This window comes from Granulicella tundricola MP5ACTX9, assembly GCF_000178975.2.
Lineage (GTDB): Bacteria > Acidobacteriota > Terriglobia > Terriglobales > Acidobacteriaceae > Edaphobacter > Edaphobacter tundricola.
The window spans coordinates 2,321,476-2,339,020 of sequence record NC_015064.1 but is presented as its reverse complement, the minus strand read 5'-3'; the positions used below and the strand labels follow the sequence as shown (position 1 = coordinate 2,339,020).

General features: G+C 53.6%; 17 protein-coding genes. 7 read left to right on the top strand and 10 right to left on the bottom strand.

Annotated elements, in window-relative coordinates:
* Window positions 1-169: 169 nt before the first annotated feature.
* The 6 genes from ACIX9_RS09985 to ACIX9_RS09965 form a co-directional block, all read right to left on the bottom strand.
* Complete coding sequence (locus ACIX9_RS09985; RefSeq protein ID WP_013580367.1) at window positions 170-772, bottom strand: class D sortase; 603 nt, start codon at window positions 770-772, stop codon at window positions 170-172.
* Between the two features lies 1 nt (window position 773).
* Window positions 774-1,562 carry a hypothetical protein gene (locus ACIX9_RS25745; RefSeq protein ID WP_013580366.1) on the bottom strand — a complete coding sequence of 263 codons (789 nt, stop codon included), beginning with the start codon at window positions 1,560-1,562 and terminating at the stop codon, window positions 774-776.
* 957 nt (window positions 1,563-2,519) lie between these two features.
* Window positions 2,520-3,479: an IS5 family transposase gene (locus tag ACIX9_RS09975; protein WP_041597230.1), complete on the bottom strand. Its 960-nt coding sequence runs from the start codon at window positions 3,477-3,479 to the stop codon at window positions 2,520-2,522.
* 256 nt (window positions 3,480-3,735) lie between these two features.
* Window positions 3,736-3,936, bottom strand: coding sequence for a hypothetical protein (locus tag ACIX9_RS26395; RefSeq protein ID WP_013580363.1), 201 nt, complete (start codon window positions 3,934-3,936; stop codon window positions 3,736-3,738).
* A gap of 191 nt (window positions 3,937-4,127) precedes the next feature.
* On the bottom strand, window positions 4,128-4,304 hold the full coding sequence (locus ACIX9_RS26390) for a hypothetical protein (protein ID WP_198152076.1): 177 nt from the start codon (window positions 4,302-4,304) through the stop codon (window positions 4,128-4,130).
* A 947-nt stretch (window positions 4,305-5,251) separates the two neighbouring features.
* On the bottom strand, window positions 5,252-6,070 hold the full coding sequence (locus tag ACIX9_RS09965) for an EAL domain-containing protein (RefSeq protein ID WP_157477916.1): 819 nt from the start codon (window positions 6,068-6,070) through the stop codon (window positions 5,252-5,254).
* A 403-nt stretch (window positions 6,071-6,473) separates the two neighbouring features.
* Here ACIX9_RS09965 and ACIX9_RS27715 point away from each other — a divergent pair, with 403 nt between their 5' ends.
* The 5 genes from ACIX9_RS27715 to ACIX9_RS09945 all read left to right on the top strand — a co-directional run bounded on the left by ACIX9_RS27715 (window position 6,474) and on the right by ACIX9_RS09945 (window position 10,209).
* Complete coding sequence (locus ACIX9_RS27715; RefSeq protein WP_013580360.1) at window positions 6,474-7,718, top strand: tyrosine-type recombinase/integrase; 1,245 nt, start codon at window positions 6,474-6,476, stop codon at window positions 7,716-7,718.
* Window positions 7,715-8,683: a tyrosine-type recombinase/integrase gene (locus tag ACIX9_RS27710; protein ID WP_049789268.1), complete on the top strand. Its 969-nt coding sequence runs from the start codon at window positions 7,715-7,717 to the stop codon at window positions 8,681-8,683. Before ACIX9_RS27715 ends, ACIX9_RS27710 begins: the two co-directional genes overlap by 4 nt.
* A gap of 25 nt (window positions 8,684-8,708) precedes the next feature.
* On the top strand, window positions 8,709-8,960 hold the full coding sequence (locus ACIX9_RS09950; protein ID WP_013580358.1) for a KH domain-containing protein: 252 nt from the start codon (window positions 8,709-8,711) through the stop codon (window positions 8,958-8,960).
* A gap of 80 nt (window positions 8,961-9,040) precedes the next feature.
* Window positions 9,041-9,346, top strand: a complete 306-nt coding sequence (locus ACIX9_RS27705) for a DUF3761 domain-containing protein (RefSeq protein ID WP_083808424.1) — start codon at window positions 9,041-9,043, stop codon at window positions 9,344-9,346.
* Between the two features lie 314 nt (window positions 9,347-9,660).
* Window positions 9,661-10,209, top strand: coding sequence for a hypothetical protein (locus tag ACIX9_RS09945; RefSeq protein WP_013580356.1), 549 nt, complete (start codon window positions 9,661-9,663; stop codon window positions 10,207-10,209).
* 1,214 nt (window positions 10,210-11,423) lie between these two features.
* On the opposite strand, the gene ACIX9_RS09940 is transcribed toward ACIX9_RS09945, so the two are convergent.
* The 4 genes from ACIX9_RS09940 to ACIX9_RS26385 all read right to left on the bottom strand — a co-directional run bounded on the left by ACIX9_RS09940 (window position 11,424) and on the right by ACIX9_RS26385 (window position 14,720).
* On the bottom strand, window positions 11,424-12,383 hold the full coding sequence (locus tag ACIX9_RS09940; RefSeq protein ID WP_013580355.1) for an alpha/beta hydrolase family protein: 960 nt from the start codon (window positions 12,381-12,383) through the stop codon (window positions 11,424-11,426).
* A 588-nt stretch (window positions 12,384-12,971) separates the two neighbouring features.
* The gene (locus ACIX9_RS09935; protein ID WP_013580354.1) at window positions 12,972-13,151 is read right to left on the bottom strand and encodes a hypothetical protein; all 180 of its coding nucleotides are present in this window, start codon (window positions 13,149-13,151) and stop codon (window positions 12,972-12,974) included.
* Between the two features lie 1,053 nt (window positions 13,152-14,204).
* Window positions 14,205-14,498, bottom strand: a complete 294-nt coding sequence (locus ACIX9_RS09930) for a hypothetical protein (RefSeq protein WP_013580352.1) — start codon at window positions 14,496-14,498, stop codon at window positions 14,205-14,207.
* 9 nt (window positions 14,499-14,507) lie between these two features.
* Window positions 14,508-14,720: a hypothetical protein gene (locus ACIX9_RS26385; protein ID WP_013580351.1), complete on the bottom strand. Its 213-nt coding sequence runs from the start codon at window positions 14,718-14,720 to the stop codon at window positions 14,508-14,510.
* A gap of 93 nt (window positions 14,721-14,813) precedes the next feature.
* On the opposite strand from ACIX9_RS26385, the gene ACIX9_RS09925 reads away from it, so the two are divergent.
* Window positions 14,814-15,536, top strand: a complete 723-nt coding sequence (locus ACIX9_RS09925) for a hypothetical protein (protein ID WP_013580350.1) — start codon at window positions 14,814-14,816, stop codon at window positions 15,534-15,536.
* Window positions 15,537-15,875: 339 nt separating this feature from the next.
* Window positions 15,876-17,156, top strand: a complete 1,281-nt coding sequence (locus ACIX9_RS09920; protein WP_013580348.1) for a tyrosine-type recombinase/integrase — start codon at window positions 15,876-15,878, stop codon at window positions 17,154-17,156.
* Window positions 17,157-17,545: the final 389 nt, after the last annotated feature.

The window sequence follows — 17,545 nt, the reverse complement described above, 5'->3', positions numbered from 1 at the left end:
AGCAGACCGCTTCTGCTGAGCCAATGGCTCCAGTCACGAACCCTGGATGAGTGCCCCTATCCAGCTAGAGTTCCGCTGGATAGGTCATCAAGGTTAAATCGTAACGCGGTCAAACAACAGGCTTAGGCGCCTACTCTTGGTCGCCTTTCGCGTTAGCCGCGTTGCAGGATTAGGAAGGAATGACGGATAACAGATGCGCGTGAATGATGAATCTCAGAGGCGCCTCACCTATAAAGTTGAATGGGTAGCAGGTGATGAGAGTCAGCTCAGGACGCTGGCGTACATCTAGGACTTCAATCTGGCTCGGTTTCACGATCTCGGTTGAATCAACCGAGTAGTGATAAGTGCCAGTGGCGTCGCTAAGTTCTATTCCCATCCCCACCTTGATGCCTCGGAGCGAACGGAAATATGTGTCTCGATGTCCGGCGATTCCGACAGTACCTAAGCCTCCAGGCATTGCGGTTCCGGGTATGTGTCCAACACCTTTCAGCAAATCGGCGGCTTCATAGTTATCCATCAGAGCGACTGACAATTTGAGCTGTGGGATCTCGATACGTCCAAGGATCGAACCTTCTGTCGATCCTCCCGTGTTCGGGTTTACATTTACCTTGTTTGTGTCACGCTCCTGCTCGCAGGCAATGATCGTCTTACTCGCCGCATCGGCTTGTATCGAGGTGATGTAGACAATCAAAAAGATGACAAGGCAGCTAGTCGCAACTCCGTAAAGGCAATTGCGTACTAGCTTCCGAATAGCCGAGACGGTTTCACGCATCCTAAGAACCGGCGCTTCCGCGTTTGTTAGACGAAAACTGTAACGATAGTGCACCAACGATGGAAAGTGCACCGAGAAGCCATACAAGCGGCAACTGACTTCCTGTATGTGGGAGCGTTCTGATTGTGGCCAGATGTTTTACTGGTCTCAACGCTGGAGGAGTGGGTGAAGCCGCAGGCTGGGCAGGCAAGTGCAATTGCGCGACTTGTGCAACACCCAAGTTCGGCGTGGTGACCTGTGTTGAAGGCGGTTCGTATCGTTGCGCTAGAATTGCTGGTGTTTGATCCTCTGGACCTGTCTTTGTAAAGGAGAGCGTCCACAAGTCAACCACGCGTATCTGATCCGCTGTCAGTCGGTCGGTATGAACGATGTTTGCGCTAGCGTAATCTACGGCGACGATATGAGATTTATTCTTCTGCGCTAGTTTCGCTGCATCGGCCTTCGGATACACAAACTCGACGACTGGGCCATTCTCGAAAGACACTTCTCGGATAGCGTGATTTCCGTCGATTCCTTTCTCCCAATCTACAACCCCTGCGGGGTGAGGAGAGCCGACAACTCCTAGGAAGAGCTGGTGCTCTGTACTGTTGGGATATTCAACCCTGACTATGTATCTGTCATCTAGGGAATCCACGATGCTTATCTTGTAGAGCCCAGGCTTCAAGACTCGACTGGGAATATCGGTATTTTCAGTGAGGTTTATGGCTGACGACTGTCCGCTCATCAATGAGGAAATAGCGCAGAGAACTGCAATAGATAGGTTTACGGGAGAGAAAAGCGTTGTGATCATAAAACCTCTTGAGGGTCGAAGGATCACCGTGGGATGAGGACGAAGGAGCAAAAAGATGCCAAGTTCACAAAAATGAGACACATTCGATTTCAGCAAATCAAAGTCGAGGAGATGTCCTCAGGCGTCAATTGGGCAGTGATCGAATTGTAGTTTGATACCCGCTAAGAATCCGTAGTGTCCGGTGAGTCACGAAATCCCCCGTAGTGCCTAAACGTTTACGGCGCGTCTTGTCTGCAGGTCGAACACAGGCTCTCTGGCAGCCCCGTACAAGAGATATTTGCAGTCCTTCAAGATAGTTCCCTTAAACTCAACCTCTCCTCCGCTGTAGCCCAACATGCAGCGAGTGAAAGTGCAATCGACGAATCTCTTTCCGTCGATGTGAATTGAAACTCTCGTAAAGCTCTGGCCGGTAATGGTTTCCACAGCTCTCCACAGGACGCGCATGAGGGCAGACTCAGTGGGTCTCGATACCGCGTCCAGAACCTGAAAGTAACTTTAGTAACTTACGGTGTCAAGCTTTAGCTCTTACGTGACACCAAATCAACAATGGCGCCCGTAACGCGTTTAGGCTGAAAGCCGCCTCGGCTCAGCCGGTTAAATCTATGCACCAAGTCATGGATACGGTGTTTGCCAGACCGGATCTCCACGTCCAGTAGGACTGATCGGTTACCCTCACCAGTCTCATAGATTTCACAGGCTTGTACTACTGCCACCCCGCCAAAGCAGTTTACAAGATCCCCGTTGCTGGGTAGATCGGTAATTCCTGCGCGGTCTAAAGTAATCTCTTCCACCCCATGGGAACATCTAGCTCTAAGGAGCCTCTGCGCAGGCGGCCGATTTGACGATGTCGGTGTGTGACTTGAGTCGGCGGCCAAGTTTTTCTGCGGTTGGGCCGTGCTTTGCTTGTTCTGGCTGGGGTTTGTGCGGAGTCGAAGACTCATAGCCCGTCTCCCGGCGCTAGGCGGCGGTTCCCGCCAGGTGCTTGCGGTGGAGGTAGAGGTTGATGAGGGCGAAGTTGGCGCATAGCCGGTGATGGTTCTTGGCGATGCCTCTGTAGCGTACCTTGTCGAAGCCGAAGACGCGCTTCAGGATACGGAAGACGTGTTCTACTTTCGCTCTTACTTTTGATTTCGTCGTATTCTTCTTCTTTGCCGCTTCATCGACATAGTTCTTGAACCTGGTTCGCTTGCAGGTCATGTCCTGGGCCTTGGGCGCGGCCTGCCGGATGGCCTTGGTCTGGCCTTGATAGCCGCCGTCGCCCCACACCTTGCGCTCCTCCCCATGTAGCAGATCCGGCAGCATGTGTACGTCGGAGACGTTGGCCGCCGACGTTGCCACTGAGTGCACGTGACCTTCTTTTGCATCAACGCCGATGTGCGCCTTCAGTCCGAAGTACCACTGCTTGCCCTTACGAGTCTGACGCATCGCCGGATCACGCTCTTTCTTCTCGTTCTTGGTCGAAGAAGGCGCATGAATAATGGTCGCATCCACGATCGTGCCGGTCTCGATGCGGATGCCCCTGGCCGCCAGATGCAGGTTCACCGCGTCGAGCATGGCACCGCCAAGGTCATGCTTTTCGAGCAGGTGGCGGAAGCGCAGCACTGTCGTTTCATCCGGTGCCGGAGCCACGCCCAGGTCAACACCAGCGAACCGCCGCAGCGTGAAGGACTCATAAAACGCCTCTTCGACGCCGGGGTCGGACAAGTTGAACCACTGTTGCATAAAGTACGTCCGAAGCATGATCGCAAGCCCGACAGGACGACGGCCGTTGCCGGCCTTCGGGTAGTGCGGTTCGACCAGAGCCTGTAACTCGGGCCACGGAACAACCACTTCCATCTCATCCAAAAACAGCTCCCGCCGAGACTTCCGCCCATACTTCTCAAAGATCGACTGGGACGCAAACGTCTGCTGCTTCATCGCCATCCACCCCTAACCATCAGATTAATCCATCAGGCCGCGGACGCAGAACTTGTGCAGAGTTTCCCTAATCGTTGTCAGCACTTCTATAAGACGATTTCCAGCGACATTTGGATGGATTACGACCAATCCAAACACCCCGTAGCCCCCACCCGGCCGCCTGCCCAAAGTACACCGACTGTCCCTGCCTACCGCAACACTTATTCACGGAGCATGCCGCTCTTCTTTAGCGGCCAGCAGAGATGGATGAGGCCGCCTAACGGCTAACTTTGCTCGCAGTCTTCGCCCGCGCGTCATGGAACGGAATCACGTTACTCGGAATGAACTGTTCTTTAGGTTCGGCCTGCTTGGGCTTGCTGATCCTCGCCCCTAACGCGAAGAGGGATGAGCCGACTGCACCCAGCATCAGCAAAGCAAATGTGACGATCTTCAAGGATTGGAACGTGGGGCCTATCATGCGAATACTGTCGCAAGTTCAATCAACGAGTCGCAATAACACGTTCTGGGGATAAAGATGCGGTAGCTTTGGCCTCGACCAGTCAGGCATTGGTCTGTCTGGGGAGGGCTTGGAATTCGACCTAACGTCAGGATCAATCATTCCTTCGCTGACCATCATCGAAAGAATTCAGCTTTTCTGGAATCCCCCCCCTATTGGAGGGACAGCTCTTCGTCGAACACCTCGATTGGATCGATGCGTGTCTCAGTCTCGGCATGAGATGCTACTCCGCCGGTAGTCATCATCATTGAAAGTAGATAGCAGAGCACCCATATTCCGCTGATTGAGTAGACGAGCAGCTTCAGTGTTTCCCAGAACATCCAGGTCATCTCACCACGTTACGGGCAATCTAGACGAATGGGTATCACCCATAGGTGACAGTCACATTTTGCTAAGGTGACGAGTGGTCAAAGTCTTGCTTGATATGCGATTTCTCAAAATCAACCGAGCGGCAACCCGATGCAGCCTAAATAGTAAGCCCTTGACTGTCAGGCACAGAGTTGGGCAGGGAATTGAACGGGGAGTACTGCGTGATCATTCTAGTAATGCAGATTGATGATGGCGGAGCGTCTTCCCAACACCCTCATTACGCAATCCCTCACGATCAGGCTCACCATGGATTGACCTAACACGCGTAGACCGCGAACCTGAGATCGTTTCAGCAGCATCCGAAAGCGAACTTTGCACAACGTTGCGACCAACCAGCAGGGCTGACCAAGAATCCAAAAACAAATGCCCGTCCCTAAAAGGCCGTGTTCAGGGGAATTTGGACCTGAAATTCAGCAGCTCTTACATGCCGACATCGACCGCGCTCGTTGGCGAGTACACCCATGCTCCGTCTGTGGCCAGATGGTCGAGGCCGAATTGAAGTTCGCGACATGGTCACCCCTCAAGCATTGGCCTTCAATCAACTACTCAGCCGTGCGCGATCAATCGAGGCGTCACGATACGCGAGGGCGGGCCGCGCTCTCACGATATTCGAGCGATTAGGCAGACTGTTCCCGCCGTCCCACTATGTGGTGATTTATGTGCGGGCTATGCTGAAATAATGCCGTCCGTTTTCTCACTTCGGGTACGAGAGGACGACGCCTCGGCTTTTCACGAGAGGTGGATACTTGCGTTGATTGCAATAAACCGCGGAAAGTGACACGCTATCGCCGTCCCGCGTCACAACCGGCCCTTGTCTAACCGCAGTCCGATTTCTATCCCGGTGGGGCTTTGTAGCGTGCCTGTGTCAGCAAAGATCGGACCGTGATTGCACAAGCTACTGAATGGATCAAGCGCTAAGAGATTGTGCAGCTTCACGTCGGCCTGGAAGAGCTCCAAGGTCTTGCGGATACGCGACAGCGGGTAGCGCCTCGAAAGCTGGACGGGCTAATAGGTAGCCTTGCATCAGACGGATGCCGCAAGAGCGAAGCGCCCGCAGCTCCTCAACAGTCTCGACCCCTTCGGCGATGCAAGTCACTCCGAGTTCCCGGCAAAGCTCGGCAGTAGAACGGACGATGGCTAAGGCCGTGGGCCGCGCGTGAAGATTGCGGGTGAGGTCCATGTCTAGTTTAAGAATGTCGGGCGTAAGGTCCGCTAAAAGATTGAGACCCGAATAGCCCGAGCCGAAGTCATCGATAGCCATTTGAAATCCGTGGCGACGATATTCCTGGGCAATTTTCAAGACGTGGTTTCGGTCTTTGATTTCTTCCATCTCGGTGATCTCAAAGATGAGTAGATCGAGTGGGAAGTCTAGCTTTCGTGCCGTCTCCAAGGTTAGCCGGATGCAAGCAGCGGGATTGTAGACCGCCCCAGGCATGAAGTTGATGGATAACTTTGCCCCAGTGTCTTTCAAGCCAAGGCGGGCTGCGAGAGTAATGGCAGCGACACGGCAACTTTGGTCAAAGGCGTATCGATTGTCTTCGGTCAGCTGTGCCATGACCACGCCCGCCGGTTCGTTGTTCAAACCCCGGACAAGGGCCTCGTAGGCATAAACGCGGGACTCCAGCACATCGACAATGGGTTGGAACGCCATTGTCATCGGGAAAGGCTGACTAACTCCGTCTTTGCAGGCGGAGCACTTGGGTTCAATTAGCTCGGGGCCGCTCATCCACGAAAGAATAAAGCCCAAACTCTTCGGAAACTGTCGCCTTAACGACATACTGAAGCTGAAGTTGTATGGAAGTCACATCGGTGCAAGGCAGCCCTAACCCATTTGTAACTTATCGACTCTTGTTGAAACGGCCCTCAATCTAATGAGATTGTTCATCTTTAGGGATGGCGGACAAAACGTTGAAGGTGGCCGGCATCCCTTGATTCCCAACGGGAGCACAAAGTCTATGCGGACCTCGCCGTAGTCAATTCATGCCGGTTGGAGTGTTCGCTTTATCGCCAAGACAAGAGATTAGAGCAATGCGACAAGTCTCTCTTCCCAAACGCTAACGGAGGCGTTAGCGTGGTGTTCCGCCGTGATCTGCATTGCGGGTTGTCTTTGCCACAGGAACCGGAACGTCATGATCCAAGAGCTATTCGTCTTCGAAAGCACTCGTGCGAGGCAGTGCGCTGCTCCCATGCTCCGTGAACGTGAAGAGTACCTTGACTATATGGCCCGGCAGGGCGTCGGACGGTCGCGCTTACGGTCTATGGCTGCCATGCTTCTCAACATAGTTAGGTTTCTCGAACTCGAAAGCTCGCGGGCCGTGAGTATCGAAGAGTTGCAGCGGGGGACCGAACGTTGGCTGACCGAACCCGGTCCCAGAACCGCCCGCAGACCAACCAAAGTCTCGGGAATGAGATTTCTTCTAACGGCTAAGAATTGGTTGCGTTTTCATAACCAACTAACCATCGAAGCCCTGGACCCGGGGCCGACCGAAATCATAGTCCGTGGATTCGCCCACTATCTCTCCGTGGTGCGAGGCTTGGCCCCGGAGACGACGCGCATCTACCGGACGCGGGTGTCACATTTCTTGGAGTGGGCTCTCGACCGTCGGGCTTCGCTATCGGTCATCTCACTGTCCGACGTTGACGACTTCATCCTAATGAAGCGCGCGAGTGGATATCTGCCCCGGTCAATCGTTTCGTTTTGCGGAGCCATTCGAATGTTCTTCCGATACGCCGAAGAGCGGGGCTGGAACAACTCGCACATTCCGCTAAACCTGCGGGGGCCGCATATCCCGAGGTATCTTTCCGCGCCGAAGGGCCCTACTTGGAAAGACGTTCGAAGGCTTATCAACAACAAAACTGAGACCCCGGTGGAGTTGAGAGCGACCGCGATACTCTATCTGTGTTCGATCTATGGGCTGCGGAGCAGTGAGGTCGTGGGCCTCAGATTATCGGATTTCAATTGGGTAAGCGAAACGTTTGTCGTACACCGGGCCAAGCGGGGTAGAGTTCAGCAATTTCCGATCCAATTCGAGGTGGGAGAGGCGATTCTTGGCTATCTTCAACGTGGGCGTCCTCAATGTGTCTGTAGGAACGTCTTCGTTACCCTGCGGCCCCCATATCGGACGGTGAGGGCTACGACCTTGTGGGGCATTGCGGCTGACCGCATGAAGAAACTTGGTATCACCTCCGAGAATTACGGTGGCCACGCGCTTCGGCACTCTTGCGCCACCGAGCTTCTACGGAGGGGCTCATCGCTGAAAGACATCGCGGATTTTCTTGGCCACCGGGACATGCGGTCTGTGTCCATCTATGCGAAATATGATCTCAAGTCGCTTCGGCAAGTAGCATCCTTCAGTCTGGCGGGGGTCAAATGACGGTTGCCGAGGCCGTTGAAAAGTACATCTCACGTAGACATGCGGAGGGGATTGTCTTTGAACGGGGAGGCTCGATGCTCCTGCAACTATGCCAGTATCTTGGACCCGTGGCGCTCGCTGCGGTCACGGCAAAGGACGTGCTTGGGTTTCTGGATGGGCAATCAATCGGGTCGAGAACGTGGCGATTGAAGCATCAGATGCTGAGCCGCTTCTTTGAATTTTGGTCCGCTCGCGCGGTGTTGCCCGGCCTCCGGATGCCCCCTCAAAGACCGGAGGTGAGGCAGACTTTCGAGCCCTACATTTACTCCCGAGCCGAAATCCAAAGCCTGTTGCGCGCGGCGCGCACGGACCATCACCCTACTAGGTTGGTTGATCCTCAAACTTTGAGGACCTTTATCCTCTTCCTCTATGGCACCGGGGCGCTAACCGGCGAGATTTTGGGGGTCAAAGACGCAGACGTAGATCTCGAAACCGGAATGCTCACGATTGTGAGCGCGCGATGGAATCGAAGTCGCAGCATTCCCTTATCGCGTGACCTATGCGAAGTCCTGCAGAAGTACAGAAATTGGAGGGCAAGGAAGAGACTGTTCGACCCGCACTTTCTCGTTACTAAGAATGACAAACCCCTGAGTAAGAAATCGGTGGTAGTCTGCTTTGCGCGGCTACGGCGTATCGCGGGGGTTTGCCGGCGGGACGGTAGCGCCCTGGAACCGAGACTTAATGACCTCAAATTCACCTTTGCGGTTCATCGGATCACGTCCTGGATTCGAAATGGCGCTAACCTTAGCCGGATGCTCCCTGCACTGGCCGCATACATGGGGCAAGTAGACCTGGGGGCGACTGAGCGTTACCTCTCCATGACTCCTGAACGCTTCCGCAAAGAGCTGAACAGACTAAGCCCTCGAAAAGGCAAGGCGCATTGGCGGGACAAGCCCGAGCTAATGAAATTTGTCTCCTCTCTTTAGCCCCTATTCCCGTAGACTGCCCATCATGGTAGACATTGAACGAACAGGAGCGGCGCTTTCGGAAATAATCAAGCTCATGGTGGGCCGACCCAATGAGGTGGTGCTTTCCATCGCCACCACGGAGCTGGGCAAGGTTGTTTATCGCGTCACCGTTGCAACGGACGACGTGGGAAGCATCATCGGTAAGAATGGGCGAACGGCTACTTCGCTCCGCAACGTCTTGCACGTAATCGCCCTGCGGACCGACCTAAAAATTAGCTTAGAAATCGTCCCGTAGGCTCGCCGGCCGCCTCCAAGATTGATGTTTACAACGCCCCGCCCTCGGGATACCTTCAGACATCCACCCGAGGGAATCAAATGCTGAGTAGGACCTCGCTTTTAGCCGCACTTTTGTTGTTCCCGTTGGCGTTGAGTTCGCAGCAACCAACGCAGAACCCGCAGCCGACTCCTGCCCCGCCCACGGCTCCCGCAACCACCACTGGTCCCGCCTCGGGCACCCACTACACCAACATAGACGGCCAGCGGGTCCACACTCCGATGCGGGCACCCTCGGCACCGTCCGGGGCGACTGCGAAGTGTTCAGATGGGACCTACAGCTTTAGCCAACACGCCCGAGGGACTTGCTCTCATCACGGGGGTGTGGGATTGTGGTTGACTCACTGAGGAAATTAGCATGTTTGATAAATCGACAAATAGCGGAGAAAGCTCCTCAGCCCCATCGGGCACGCCGGAGGGTGGATACGCATCCCTAGGGCGGACCATTGGAGACGTTCTTGATACGATACTTTCAGAGCCCCGCAGATTGGCTACTCTGATTCTCATGCTGGCATCGTTCGCCCTCATGGCATTGCTATTCATGTTTATTTTTAGCAAGTTGTTCACGGTGCAACCCGCAGAAGTTCAGCTAGGGAACACCAGCTCGCATTTTCTTTGAGCGATCTGAAAAGGCTCGAGGCAGCGCGGAGTATCTCATCACGGTGACGCCGGAGGGGTGGCAGCAATCGGGAATTCCGGTGACAGAGGGAGACCACATCACCGTGACCGCCGGAGGCAAAGTGTGCGTAGACATGCACAGTATCTGGGAGAACGTTGAGCGGCGCTTACATTATGAGAATGAATGGGTGGAGAAAGAGAAAATCCGTAGAGATGACCCCGAAGAAACTCGGGTCCCTAAGCAATTTTTCACTAAAGAAGAGAGGGCTTCTCTCATCCTCACCCGCCCTTGGGTTGGGCCAAATGGATTTAGCCTCGACTCTTACAAGCCAAGCTTTCGGTCGCGCCGCGAACATTATCTAATTCCGAGCGAGCCAGCTGGGGGGCTCGTCGCTGGTATCGGCGGCAAAAATGTACCATCTTCGGGTAGTTTATTTTTTGCTGGACAACACAATGACTCCATTGCAGATAAAAGTGGGGAGTTGTGGTTTACGGTGAACGATGTGCAATTTGACGACCCGACAAACAGAGAACTCTTCTACGATGACAACATTGGATCGTTTTGGGTAAAGGTGATTGTCAAGAGGAAGTAGCGAAACGATTTCCTTAACCGCTTGTAAGCGGACTGTGCGCGATGGGTCTCTGAGAGCTACGAAAGCTTATAACCCTTTGAATGCCTGACCTGATCGATCGTACCCCGGAAAGGGAAGGTAGCTAACGAAGGCCGCAATTTCGTCATCATTCCCGTGCAGTTGCATCGTAGTCCCAAAAGAGCATCCACTTCCACCTCCGTTGTCTCTCCCAGCCGTAACGTCAGGCCGTCGATGCCTCCGCCGTCCCAGCCTGACATGGAAGGATCACATCAGCGAACTTGCTACTTTAGCGGGAATGAAGCATCTTTTGAGTCCTGACTGAGTGTAAGACCATTGAAGTGTTGTTCATCCGTAGCTCCATCAGAGAAATGCAGCCTTACCCAATAATCGAACTTCCATGTGTCGTGTCCAATTGGTTGGATATGAAGCTTGGTTGTGCACTGTGGAAGTTGATCCTTTCGTATGTTGGCCAAAATGGGCACCGTAAGCCACGGCGTCGACATGCTGTCACTAAACTCGTCGATAGTAGGCGAAAAGATACCGTCATGCGCGGGGTTATCGTCTACTGGTTGTGAGGAAGCAAAAACGACACCAGCGTGAACGAAGTCAACGTTGAGCCGTGTGTCACGGTCCTTATCATCGTCGCCCGTTTGAAATTGAATCTCAATGGCTTTGATAGTCGGGATCTTGCTTAGGTCTGGCGGTGCCGGTCTGGGCCCTGAAGTTGGCTTAGTGGGCGGCACTGGTGGCGAAGGTCTGGAAGGTGGGGCAGGCGGTGCAGGCATGTGTCTCTCCGGTTTGAATTTGCGACGATTCTAAACTGAAATACGAAATCTGAAACCACTTTAATCGGATGGTAGTCCGGGCTTGGCAAAGATAAAAACTCTTCCTACATGCAACGGGCTGCTCAGCATAAAAATCATGCGCCACATCGCTTCAAAAAACACGAAAGCCTTGACGTCGCCAAGGCTGCTTTATGTCCTTACGCGCATTTGAGGCAGAAAAGGACTCGACAAACATTTATACCCACTCATCGAAAATCCCTAGCTAGAATCTCAGATTATGGCCCTTGAGAAAACACAAAGGTCGTTAGCCAATCCGAACTGCAGCTATATCGACGCGCTACCTTCACTGAATTGCGAGTACCGGTGAGCACCCTCCACGATTGCTGGGCGTTGTGAACGGGAGCGTGGCCTCAAGGTCGGCACTACAACCTAATTCGAGCCGGCAGCAACTTTCTTTAGGCCCTCAGCTAGTTCTGCAATCGAATGGCTCGCTACTGGGTTGGTGGTGCCGAAACGGTCATCACCAAATAAGTTGTAACGACGCTGACTCACTTCAGGGTTCACCGTGGATGGCTTATGCACGACACTCGCTATCGCACGGACAATTGCCAGTCCCTCCCCACGCTCGTAAATCCTAACGATCTTTAGGCCGATCACATTTTCTTGCCGAACGTTCCGCGCCGTGTTTAGGAACGTTGTCACAGGAGATGTATCGAAGGCGAACACTGTGTCCACATGCTGTATACCGAACTCGCGAGCGGGCAGAGAATACGCGAACTTTTCGGCTAACCCCGCACCCAGAGAGTGACCGGTTGAGATCAGCGTCACCTTCCCGAGGTATTCTTGACCTGGCTGGGTTCTCCTCCGCGCGAGTTCTTCGGCAAACGAACGAACATAGCTTGACCCCAACACAGTGTATTCGTCTTTTTGCCACAATTGGGTCCAGCGAAAATTTGACTTCCAATCATTCCAGCTTCCGGCTTCAGTTCCGCCAAAGGATACGACTAGCAGGCCCTTCGACTTATTCTCCCAAACGCGGGCTCGCAGGTGAACGCTGGCCATCTCCGTTTGCAACTCTGCATCCGGAAATGCGATCCAGGGCTGCCATTCATCTCCTAAATCGGCGGAGCCGTTCGGGCACCTTTTTGCTTTCTTGTCATTTGGATTGAGCGAGTCGTAGGCAGAGCAGCTAATGAGCGCGTAAGGAAGATCCCCAGCCGCGATAGACTGTGCAGGTTGAGGGGGTAGAAGGAGGCGAACTCCTGGCGGTCTAATCGCCACTTCATTTTTCTTTTGCCAGAACGCGGCCCTGCTTATTATTGCGGCAGTGCCCCCGACAATCAGCGTGAGCGCAACCCAGCCCCAGTTCGATGCCGCGTACCTTGGCATTTTTGCTTTTCCTCATAAGGCCAATCAGATTGAAGTTCTTGTGCCGCCCAATATATCACTTGGCAGAAGAGAACCGCGAAAAATGCGACGGCATCTTCCGTTCAACCGTGCGCCTCTATGAATGGCCCGCGCGGGCCAGCACTTTAGTCAGCGTTTCCGCAAAACGAAGCCTGCTAGGCTGCTGCCGGTCAGAGAGTCCAGCGTAAGGAGGTTTTTAGCAATCCATGTAGCGATCTCCTAATCCGTTGCTCCGAACAAAAACAATAGGTAGCCTGCATAATGGCGCCCCAGAAGATTATGTCTCTGCTTCTGGAGCAGATCGAAGACGGGATCGGCGCTTTCCGAAATATTCGATGACAAACATGATTGCCAGTACGATAGGGAGCTTTGCAACTCGCTCGCGTATTTTCTTAATGTTTACCTGCCGTCCATTCCACGCCCCTCATATGTCGAGTCCGTTCAGTGTCTCAATGGCGCTGACGATATCGTCAATCATGTATAAGGCGAGCAGAACCATTCTTTGTGCCACCTTATGTAATTGCAAGCCCTGTCTATCCTCATGTCTGAGGATAGACAGGGTTTCTTCGTTTACGCCTGCGACAGATAATTGATCTGTTTCAGGATGTCGGCTTTATAACGCTTGCGTTGCTGGTCCTCATGCTGAAGACTTGCCATTCGGAACTCTTCAGCACGCTTTACACCTGCGTAATGACTTTGGATAATGGCTTCGGCAAAGGAACGAGTTGCGAGAGTGATTGCTTCATTCATGACTAATTCTCCAATGAGTATTAGCCACTGATCGAACTGACAAGGGGCCTGTGTTCCGGGTGCATTTCCCGCAGGATGGCTGTTCCTGTCGCCGCTTGTTGCTGCGGCCCGCGTCTCACCTTGTCTGCTTGCCACGATCTTCAGTGACGTTGCTAGAGATTAGCACAGTTCCACCCATCTATTTCTGAGTGGAACTGTGCTGTTAGTTGATCGGGGTGAATACCGAAGTGGTGAAGCGTCTGCCCTCGATACGAAACAGAAGCAAATCTACACCGTACCCATTGGCGCTGTATTGAGCTTCACCAGAACCCAACGCGGCCCGTTGGTGCCCCTGGTGAATCGGTCCCATGCCATCCGGCAAACACTTTGCGATCTCATGCTCATGGAGGGGCAGTCTGGATAACCACTTGGTCTCCCCTGAGACTCCGTAACAGGAATCGTGTTCAGACTCCACCACCAGTGTCTGTGAGGGCAGCAGCGGGGTGCGCCACAGCTTTTGTGTAGCTACTGCTACCGCGATGGCAGGTGAGACGTGATCGCAAGAGCAGCCACAGTCAGCGCACATCACCAGCTTGCAAGATGAACAGGTGTCCCGCGCTGTGAGGAAGGCCCGCAGGCAGCTAGGGCAGGGGTTAGGGATTGGCAGTGAAGGTGTAACGGGTGTGAGGCTCATGATGTAGCTCCTTGTGTTTCTAGGACCAGCATTTCATAAGCACAGCACGGAAGATACGTCAAGGAAAAATATGCTGTATTGTCTAAGGCTTTATCTTGTTCATTCTTATGCAAAAAATAAATTTAACTGTTGACCTTGAAATGGTGGGATTGTCCTGAGAGTCTTGTTCCATGAAGGTTGCTACTCTCAGCGTAACAATGTTGATTCTAGGCTGCGGAAGCCAAAGCCATAGATTTGTGCCTGTCGGTGAAGGAACTTTCGCACTCGACACGAAGACAGGGCAGCAGTGTTTGTCTGTCCCAAGGCAGGAAGTTGATAAGGATGCAGGCGCATATCCGCTGTGCGTTGATCTCTATAAGTCTCAGTGAAGATCAGGGGACTCAGACCTCGTTGCAATTCTCACAAGCCTGGTAGTGAGCAACAAAGGCTCTCCAGTGAGGGTTGCGGATGAGCAGCGGGTGATCCGGCCTGTCCATCCCTTTGGAGAGTGCGAGCTCATACGCCCCCGGACTAGCCTCTGCCATCTGTTTCAAGATGCCGATACCCACGGGGCAGGCGGGGTACTCTTCAATACTCTTCCATTGAGCAAGGAAGCGGAGATCATGCTGCCTGACCTCATTGACCTGCCCTGCCTGCTGCTCATCCGCAACTGAAACAATCGTCCGCTCGTCCATATGTCCTCCTCACTTCTGCCCCAGCTTTTCGGGAACCCGCCTGAACACCTTATTGAAAATCTCATGAGCCAGTTCCACCGACTCATCGACCGCAACCCTCGTAGGGACAACCCGGACGTTCACCTGTCGCTCTCTTGCTAGTCTGATGCCAGCGATCATGCACGCGCCGAGATAGACCATTGTTCGATTGATGCGAGGCGTGTTGGCGAAAGGGTCGAACATGAACCAAGTATAGGCGAAGAGATGGCGAAAGTGACACTTCTCGATGGTATACAGTCAGCAGCGTGTCTTGTTGGCGGGGCGTAGGAGATTCATATGGTCATCCATTACATAACGGAGGCAGTTTGGCCTTCCATAGAAGTTTCTATTGACCACTTTGCTGGAAGCCGTCCCGGCAACGGGCCGACCAAGTTGACTGCTGGAATAAATTTTCAGATCATCCTGGGGGCAGCGTGTTATCTCGAAGGCATTTTAGAATCCATTCTTCGGGCACTTCTTGAACACCGGAGGAAGATATTCTTCGACTCAGAACAGTTGGATTTTGCCAAGAGAAAGTCGAACAATCAGTTCTTCAACAGATTGCACACAGACCTTGCGGCAAGAGTTGGCAGAAGCACCGGAATAGCCGGTTATAGAGAGACCTTCGAACTCGTGACCGGATACAGCTTTGATGACCTTTCTGGCCTTAAGCCTTTATTGGAAGCCCTGAGCGTCCTCTTTCACTTTCGTAATGTCTTGGGGCATGGGCGTGAGGTGGCGGCAAAAAGAGTTTCACGTGGAAATAGCGCCTTGGAGGATGACTTTGGCGGCAGTTACCGGAAGGTTGAAGACTATCTTTTCAAGAAAAAGCTCCTCAAGCATCGCTTCGTTGACCGCCATTCCGAGTATCTCTTTCTTGGTTCAGATATTGCCGATCACTTCTGGGGGCTTGCAAAAAAGACTCCTATCGCGCTCGTCGGGTCGCTCCCGACAGTAGAAGCGGACGTTTGCTCAAAGGCACTTGAAATAATCCGTCTCGCTGCATCACCAACACCTTAGAAAGGTTCAAGCTCTTTGTCAGGTTCTGGTGGCACTTGTAGTGGCACTTCGCATCGGAATATCGTGCGATGGTAAACGTCATCCTGCAAGGCAGAGAAGCGATAAAACTCAACAAAGACAAGGGTTTTGCAGCAATCTGCAAGATAATGCTTGACACCGCAATCTGTGGAAAATGGGACTTAAAATCCGTCGCCCTTTAGGGAATGGGGGTTCAAGTCCCCCCTCGGGCACCACTACAACGCTAAGTGATTTATATTGAATGGCTTAGGTTTCTCTCCGGCTGCGCCGTACTACCACCGTACTGAAAAGCGTTACTATTGAGCCCTCGGAGGGCTTATCGTGGCGAACAGGAAAGTGGCGGTTTACAAGCAGGTGCGCGTCGGCGGCGTCTGGGACGCGGGCAAACGGGAGTGGCAGGGTGGCGTGTGGGTGAAGTGTCCGCCGTGGGTGAACCCGAGCAATAACAAGCCGGAAAACGATAAGGTTCTGGTTAGGGGCAAGATGGAGGTTCACCCCGAGGGTGACTGGGGGATCTTCTTCTACGAGGGCACGAAACGCCGCTGGAAGAAGATTGGGCCGAAGTACAACCTCGCCAAGAACGCAGCGGACATCAAGGAACTCGCCCTTCGGGGCCTGTCCGTCGGTTTGAAGGTGGAGGAGGCCGATGAAAAGACCCTACTCAAGACGGCTATCGCGTCATTCTTAGACCCGGCAACCAACCGACCGTCCGCTAAGTGGCGGCCCAAGACCCTCGCGCTCTTCACCTACGACCTTGAAGAGTTCCGACGGTTCGTCAAAAAGCAGTACGTTGAAGACCTAACATCTGACGATCTACACAACTTCGTGGACTGGATAGTCAGAACTCCGGAGCAGTCAGACCGGGAGCACGCCCACAAGACCCGTAAACTCCGCACTCAGCGCACGGCGGTGAACAAGGTCGCGGAGGTGAATCAGTTTTATCGCTGGTTCATGGACCTACCCCCCGGCAAAGGGCTAGTGAAGATGGAGGAGTTCAGGGATGACGACGAGAACGACGAACCCATTATCTTCCAGACTGAAGAGCTGGAGAAGTTCTTCGCTGCGTGCAAGCCAGCCGAACACCTTCTGTTCACCACCTTCCTGCGGACCGGTCTGCGCAAAGGCGAGATGATGAACCTCGCTTGGCGCTGGGTGGATCTCAGGTACGGCATCATCACGGTTCGAAACAATAAGACGACTGGGCATAAAACCAAAACAGGGAAGTCGCGCACTATTCCGATCCTGCCTGATTTGCTCCTCCGCCTGACGGCGCATAAGGAAGCCGCCACGAAGCTGAACCAAGGCGCGGATACTGACCTGGTCTTCTGTACCCGGTCAGGGAAGCCCAATGACAAGATGTGGGACCTTTGCAAGAAGATCGCGAAGCGGTCCGGCCAAGACCCCTCGATTTTCTTCGTTCACCGGTTTAGAGCTACCTACGCCACTAATTGCCTGCGGGGCGGTATGGACGTGAAGTCGGTTCAGGTGCTACTCGGCCACTCACACAAGGACTTCACCAGCACTTCCCGGTACTTGGCGGCTGCCGTAACGGGCGACCTCAAGGAGCGGTTCATAGCTGCTCAGGCGAAGGCCGGATACTGACGACCGACGAGGCGGCTGACCGATACCGGCCAGCCGCCATCCAGGAATGGCGCTCGATGCTGCGAGGGTGCGCTCTCCGGGACCGGTAGCCGTGCGGGCAGGGTTGGTATCCCGGGCCGGGCGGGCCGGGGGGTTGTGGGTCGAGGCGAAGCCGAAAGAGAACGCACTTGAAGACAGCAAACAGTGCATGCAGGAGTAAATTTTCATTGACTTCACTCTTCAGAAAAGGCAATGTTACTCATCATCAAAATTTGCGCCGCTTGGAGATTTAATGCGCCGTCCCTTGGCTCGGGTGTTCCTGCTCTTTCCTGTTCCTGCAGACTGATCTTTCCCGCCTTACTTACCCTAATCCTTATAGCTGAGATCCATCAGCAACGCCGAGGAGTAAA